This is a genomic window from Lysinibacillus sp. RC46 (assembly GCF_041262385.1).
In the GTDB taxonomy this organism is placed as follows: Bacteria; Bacillota; Bacilli; order Bacillales_A; family Planococcaceae; genus Lysinibacillus.
Window position 1 is genome coordinate 1 of sequence record NZ_JBGCCF010000064.1, and the last position, 7,014, is coordinate 7,014.

The window sequence follows — 7,014 nt, forward strand, 5'->3', positions numbered from 1 at the left end:
TTTGAGTACGCTTAAAAACAGTTTTTTAGATGCTTGGTAGCTTAAGAATTTCCAATTCCGATGTTTTTTATGGTTGACATATCACCACTGGGCTTTCTACAACTTCTTAATACTTCCTCATTAACTTGCTCTAGAAAAGCAGAAGATTACACAATATGCCATAATTTGTTATAACTAGTTTCTCAAATCGAATACTATTTACACAATATTCAACCGATTTATTTTGATATGATAATTATAGAGGTGATTGATATGGAGCGACATCATAAAATTGGACAAACGATTAAATTCTTCAGGCAATTAAACAATATGAACCAAGATACATTGGCTGTTGGTATTTGTACAACGTCTTATTTAAGTAGAATTGAGAACGGATTAGTAGAACCAAATGAGACATTGTATAGAATGTTATTTGAAAAACTACAGTTGGATTTTACAACTTATGTAGAAGAAGGTAAAAACCAAGAGCAACTGATTGAACAAATTTATGAGAAGTTATTATCAAATGAAAAAATCAATGAAGAAGAGATGGAGCAGCTTCATTTACTTTATGTACAGCGTACTTCGCCAAGTTTACAGATGCAAGTAGACTTAGTTTATTGCCGGTACTTATTGAGTCAAGACTGCATGGAGGAAGCAGGTGGCATTTTAGCCTCATTAGATGACTTACTATCACCTAGTGGCTCAAGAGAGTGGCAATTATTTGTTGCAGTCAAAACATATTATGAACTAATGATCGGAAACTACGATGCGATTTTAAATCGAGAGTTCCAATCAAACAGCAAGTTTCACTTATCCAAAAGCTCTTCTTTTGAACAAGCAAATTATGTCTACCATTTAGCTTTTGCTAGCCATCGCGCTTATCAATTTTCACTCGCAAAACTATATATACAAGAAGCCATTCAGTTATTTAAACATCAATATAAGCCATTATTTCAATTAAAGCTCTATTCAATGTATGGCGTTATTTTAAATGGTTTAGGTCAAGTAGAAGATGCTTTAAAAGAATATCATGCAGCAATTGATTTACTACATCATGTCCCATCAATTGCTACAGATGTTCAGTGGTCATCCATTTATAACAACCTAGCATTTGCATACGAATCAGATAAACAATATACGAAGGCAATTACATATTACGAAAAGGCACTAACATACAAAAAGGATATTCATACGCTAATAAACTATACGCGTACCATATTATTTGGCGGTGAACAGGAACTTTTTTCAGAAAAACTTCATGAGCTTTCAAAAAATGATTTTACTCAAGGTACTCATCAGCAAATGCAATTCTTTTTAATGCAAGCGTTTGAACAAATTGATGGGCTAGAAGGCTTGGAGGAGTTTTACAAGATAGAGAAAAAAGTTTTTAAGTATTTTATAGAAGAACAACATATTGAATTGATTTTGTCTTATGGTCCTCTTGTTGCAAAAATGTATGAAAACTCGAAACAATATAAACGTGCAGTAGAACTTTACCGTCTTTTATTTGAAACAAGTGAGAAAATGCGACAAAGAGTTGCTGGAGGCTATCATTGATGAAGTGGTCGAAGCATTATGTGTATTTATTAACCGGTTTAGGTGTTTCACAGTTAGGTAACTGGATTTACTTAATTGCTTTAAACGTGATGATCTGGAATTTAACACATTCTCCAGCAGCTGTAGCTGGCTTATATATTATAGGTCCTCTTGTTCGAATCATTTGTAATTTTTTCGTTGGATCTTATATTGATCGTTGGAACAAAAAGAAAACAGTTATTACAACGGATTTGATACGAGGATTCTTCGTTTGTCTCATGCCTTTTGTTGACCAACTATGGCTTATTTATGCTCTAGTAGGCGCAACAAATATTGCAAGTACCTTTTTTGGTCCGAGCAGTACGTACTTAATATCTGTGCATGTACAAGAAGGACATAAGCAACGTTTTAATGCGCTTCATTCTACATTAAGTTCAGGTTCGTTTATGGTTGGTCCGGCACTCGCAGGGCTTATTTTAGCAACATTCAGTACAAGTGTGGCAATGTGGGTGAATGGAGTGACATTTTTTATTTGTGCCTATTTATTAAGCTTGCTTCCGTCTGAAAATAAAACGAATACAAGTCAATCATCAAAAATAACTCTGTTAACAATTAAAGAGGATTGGCAAATGACAATCACTTACGCTAAAAAGCTTCACAGTTTTACACGATTAATCGTGATTTATTCAATAGCCCTCATGATTGCTTTTGCATTAGATTCACAGGAAATGACGTTTCTGTTAGCACACCTTGAAATTTCTGAAAGCTTATACGGTATTACCGTAACCGTTGCGGGAATCGGAGCAATTGTTGGTGGGCTATTGGCTACTGCTTTTGCGAAAACTTTTAGTGTCATGGTTTATCTAAAGGTTGGATTTTTTCTTTCTATGCTTAGTTATTTAGGTTTTTATTTAGCAAACTCTTATGTTATAGCTGTCATATGTTTTGTCACATTAGGGATGTTTATGGCTTTCAGTAATACTGGATTTGCTACACTCTATCAATCAACGATACATCCAGATGTGATGGGGCGCTTTAGCAGCATGTTGAATTTAATTCAAAGTATTCTCCAGGTACTATTTACAGTTGTAATAGGGCTTTTAGCTGAATGGTTTTCACTTCAATGGACGGCTGTTATTTTCGCTAGTTTCGCTGTACTTTTAGCGGTAGGTACTTCATTTATAAGTTTAAAAGAACAGCAAACCTCATGATTTTTAATCGAGCATTTTAAAATGGAGGCACAAGATGATTTCATATAAAGTAACATGTATCTTTTGTAAGAAAGATTTTCAGATTCTAGAAGGAACAAATAAATACCGTGTCTACAAGCAGAATATGGCGGGAAGATATTCGTGTGATATTGTGACCGTATTATACAGCATGAAGCAAAGAAAGCTTTAATGGGCAAATTACAATAAGTAAACTAGACAAGTCGTTTTCATTAGCAAATCTAATCGTGTAACTCATTATATCTTTCTTTTTACTAACTTGTTCAACCAAATTACCTGTTAATTTAAGTATATTACTTCATAAACTCAATTGAATTTTAACATCAATATCCAAATACTTTTTATTTAAAGGTATTCAAGAAAATGGCCCGATTGTTGAACAAAAGTTAAACAACGCTCTTCAACTAATCTGCCCCGTTAGCTTAACAACTTCCTATATAGAAAGTTATGGTATAATTTTCTATAACTATAAGGAAATGAGGTTTTTTCTATGCCAGAAATTAAGTGGGGATCCCCATTGAGTTTAGCTTGTTTAGGTGTATTCCTTGCTGGACTAGGAATCTTTTTCAAAGCAATATGGAGTACTTTTTTGTAACAGACTATTTTAGTCTGTTTTTTCATTGAATAAACTGGAAAGATAATAATTCTTTTGTTTAGTAAATGACATAAAAGCTTATTGAGCTAACCTGCTCCGTTAGTATAATAAGAAAAAGAGCTGTCTAAAACAGCTCAATGATCTTCAAGTTAAGCACCCGTTAGCACAATAAGGGGACTCGTCAGATTTATGCGGATTTACAACGATAAGACTTCAATTTTTATACACGATTTTATTCATCAAAGACGATGGTGCAACATTACTTAATACAATTCCTTACCTTTATTAAATCCATCATTCAGCTACTTTTGGATGCAGCATAAATTGGACTGATTTTATCCATTGCTACTCCTTGTTTTTTATATTTAAAAATAAACAAGCCATTGACTAATAAAACCAATGATCCAAATGCCAAGGCTGCCATAGAGTTCCATTCAGAAATCAAACCAGATAGTATAGTCGCTAACATTGCTGCAATTCCACCTAAAACGTATATGGAACTTCGAACCCTGGCGATCAAATGGTCTGGAGTAATGCCCTGTTGAACAGTTATCTGAACAACAAATGCCATAGAAAGTGCCCCATCAAAGATTATCATTCCGAAACACATGACGATAAATGAATTTGATATCAATAATAAGATTCCAAATGAAGATATGATCATTAAAGTACTGAGAAAGTATAACCAGTTTGCATTTTTAAATTTGTTCATTATAAGTACGCCAACGACATTTCCTATACCAGCACAAGATAACAGTATTCCAATATACTCTTCTGAAAAATGGAGAGTATATTTAGAATGAATGATAACACTAAGCACAATAAAACTGGTTGAAAATCCGAGTACCAAAGCCGAAATCGTCGATACAATTTGAGCTCCATTAGCATAGAGGTACTTTACACCTTCTTGGGAATCCCGAATGAAACTCTTCAGTTTCTGTTTTCCCTTCATGGGCTTATCATCCGTTTCCTCACTTATATTTCGGTATTTTATAAGTGAAATAAATAACATTGAAATAAGTAATAAACTACCACAAATAGTTAAGGTAATGTTCGGGCCATATTTCGCAAGTATAATTCCACCTAAGGCTGGACCAATTAAGGTTACAATCGCATCAGCGGCTTCTAATGAATTATTAGCACTTAATAAACGTTGCCTCCCAACAATTTTAGGTACCATAGCTGAAAGGGCAATATTTAACATCAATCCCACTAAACCCATGAAAAATAATATTGGCCCAATAACAAAAAGGCTCGTTATATCGATTGTTATTAAATATGCCAATAGAAACAATAATATAGCATATATTAAATTACAGATCGAAGAAATCAAAACAAGGTTCTTTTTCTCAATCCAAGTACCTATTGGAATAGAAAAAAACACGGAACTAATTCTCTGAAATAAAAGCACTAATGAGGTCATTAATGGCGATCCAGACAGACCCAATATGATAATAGGTATGATTAGTTCGCGAAAACGTTCACTTAGAATTTTGGATATATTATGAAGCCATAACTTCCCAAAATCAGCATTAATCATTAAATTATTCAATTTGAACACCTCTATAAAATTTGATTTACCACCTTCCTCTTATTTAAAATCTGAGTAATCAATCTACTATACTCATAGCATATCCTCCTTACAAAACTTCATATATATATATTATTACATAGTATATTCCTTAGAATCGATAATACTATATATTTGGATTTATATTTCCCACTCTTATTCAACAAAATGGCCCGATTGTTGAACAAAAGTTTAACAACACTATTCAACTAATCTGCACCGTTAGTTTAATAAGGTATAATTTAACATCTTAATTGTACTACACTTTAATTTCGCAAATATATCTAAATTTACTTTTAATCACAAATAAAAGCTGAACCAATAAAAAATTAGTTCAGCTTGAAAATAACTATTTATAATGTTGCACATTTCATAAAGAATACTGATGTAACAAGTGCATTACTTTAACTCTTGACTTTTAATAAAATATAGTTGAGAAATCGCTTTTTCCTTTAAAGCTGATACAGCTTTGTATACTTTTCTTGTAAATAGTGTGCTAAATACTTTGCGTTTAGGCCTTCGCCTGTCGCATTCTGTAGCAATTCGAATGGCTTCTTAAGCGCACCGTATTGATGGACTTTGTCTGTTAACCACTCTCGAATGGGAAGAAGCTCACCCTTTTCTAACAGCTCATCAAAGTTTGGAAGATCTTTATCCATTGCATGTTTCCATTGTGCAGCGTAAATCATTCCTAGAGCATAGGATGGGAAATAGCCAAACATGCCCCCTGACCAGTGCATATCTTGTAGTACCCCTTTTGCATCTGTTTCAGGACGAATGCCTAAATATTCTTCGTATTTATCATTCCATACTTGCGGAAGATCTTTCGCTTGAAGATCGCCGTTGAATAGGTCGCGTTCAATTTCATAGCGAATCATAATATGTAGTGGATATGTTAACTCATCTGCTTCGATGCGAATAAACGACGGCTCCACCATATTAATTGCTCGTAGGAAGTCAGCTAATGCTACATCCCCAAATTGTGCAGGTGAATACTTTTGAAGTCGCTCGTAATTATGCTCCCAGAACTTTTCGTTCCTACCTACAAAATTTTCATAAAATAAAGATTGGGATTCATGTATTCCCATAGATGTACCCTTGGCTAACGGTAAACCATCAAGCTTCACATCGATATTTTGTTCATACATGGCATGCCCACACTCATGGATTGTTCCAAAAATTGCTGAGCGGAAATCATTTTCATCATATTTAGTTGTAATTCGATTATCTCCATGATTTAAGCCAATCATAAATGGATGTACACTTTCGTCTAAGCGACCTGCATCAAAATCATAGCCAAGTTGCGCTAACATTTCTAATGATAATGCACGCTGAGATTCACGAGGGAAATGCTTAAATAAAATGCTTGTATCTGGTTTATTTGGTGAAGCTGCGATTTTTTGCACAAGAGAAACGATTGTTTCACGTAATTCACCAAAAACTTGATCTAAAACATCCGTTGTCATATCCGGTTCATATAAATCTAGTAATGTATTGTACGGAGAACCGTTTTTAATACCCCAATATTGTATAAATTTCTTCTGCCAGCTTATAATTTCCTCTAAATAAGGTAGGAATAAAGCAAAATTATTAGCTTCCTTTGCTTCTTCCCATGCTGTTTCTGCTTTAGATTGTAGAATGACGAATTTCTTATATTCATCAGCCGGAATTTTTTTATTTTGATCATACTCTTTACGTACTTCCTCAACTAAACGCTGCGTAACATCATCGAGATCTGCCTTTTGCCCCTCTAGATCCGTTAGTAATTGCCCTAACTCTTCACTAGTTTGCATGTCAAATAAGGAGGCAGATAATGTTCCAACTACCTCTGAACGCTGAGCTAACCCCTTTTTAGGTGCACCTGTGCGCATGTCCGATACGAAAAACATATACATCTCTTGAAAAATGTAAACATCTCTACTGTGACACAACTTATATCTTCCGACTTTCGTTTTTGTGTCTTCCTTATTCTCCGAGTCTGGTTTCGCAAAAAGCTACTGCCATTTGGTATGACTCTCCAAAGGCTTAAATTCCGCAGTATCGTTGCGTACACATCTAAGGTTAAGTGTCAGTTAAATTCCTTAGATTGAGTAATTTGCTAA

At 34.2% G+C, this 7,014-nt stretch carries 4 protein-coding genes; 2 read left to right on the forward strand and 2 right to left on the reverse strand.

Annotation, left to right across the window (positions count from 1 at the left end):
• The first annotated feature begins 252 nt into the window (after positions 1-252).
• Positions 253-1,539, forward strand: a complete 1,287-nt coding sequence (locus ABH966_RS26715) for a helix-turn-helix domain-containing protein (protein WP_370083731.1) — start codon at positions 253-255, stop codon at positions 1,537-1,539.
• Positions 1,539-2,729, forward strand: a complete 1,191-nt coding sequence (locus ABH966_RS26720) for an MFS transporter (RefSeq protein ID WP_370083733.1) — start codon at positions 1,539-1,541, stop codon at positions 2,727-2,729. The genes ABH966_RS26715 and ABH966_RS26720 overlap by 1 nt, the downstream gene beginning before the upstream one ends.
• A 911-nt stretch (positions 2,730-3,640) precedes the next feature.
• Here the strand turns inward: ABH966_RS26720 and ABH966_RS26725 are convergent.
• Both ABH966_RS26725 and ABH966_RS26730 read right to left on the reverse strand, forming a co-directional pair.
• A complete protein-coding gene (locus ABH966_RS26725; protein WP_370083735.1) occupies positions 3,641-4,894 on the reverse strand; it encodes an MFS transporter in 1,254 nt (417 codons plus the stop codon).
• A gap of 470 nt (positions 4,895-5,364) precedes the next feature.
• Positions 5,365-6,807, reverse strand: coding sequence for a carboxypeptidase M32 (locus tag ABH966_RS26730; RefSeq protein ID WP_370083737.1), 1,443 nt, complete (start codon positions 6,805-6,807; stop codon positions 5,365-5,367).
• Positions 6,808-7,014 lie beyond the last annotated feature (207 nt).

What these genes read in the sequence shown, in the direction of transcription:
- ABH966_RS26730 (WP_370083737.1), bottom strand. Translation starts at nt 6,807, where the DNA reads ATGTATATGTTTTTCGTATCGGACATGCGCACAGGTGCACCTAAAAAG.
- ABH966_RS26715 (WP_370083731.1), top strand. Translation starts at nt 253, where the DNA reads ATGGAGCGACATCATAAAATTGGACAAACGATTAAATTCTTCAGGCAA.
- ABH966_RS26720 (WP_370083733.1), top strand. Translation starts at nt 1,539, where the DNA reads ATGAAGTGGTCGAAGCATTATGTGTATTTATTAACCGGTTTAGGTGTT.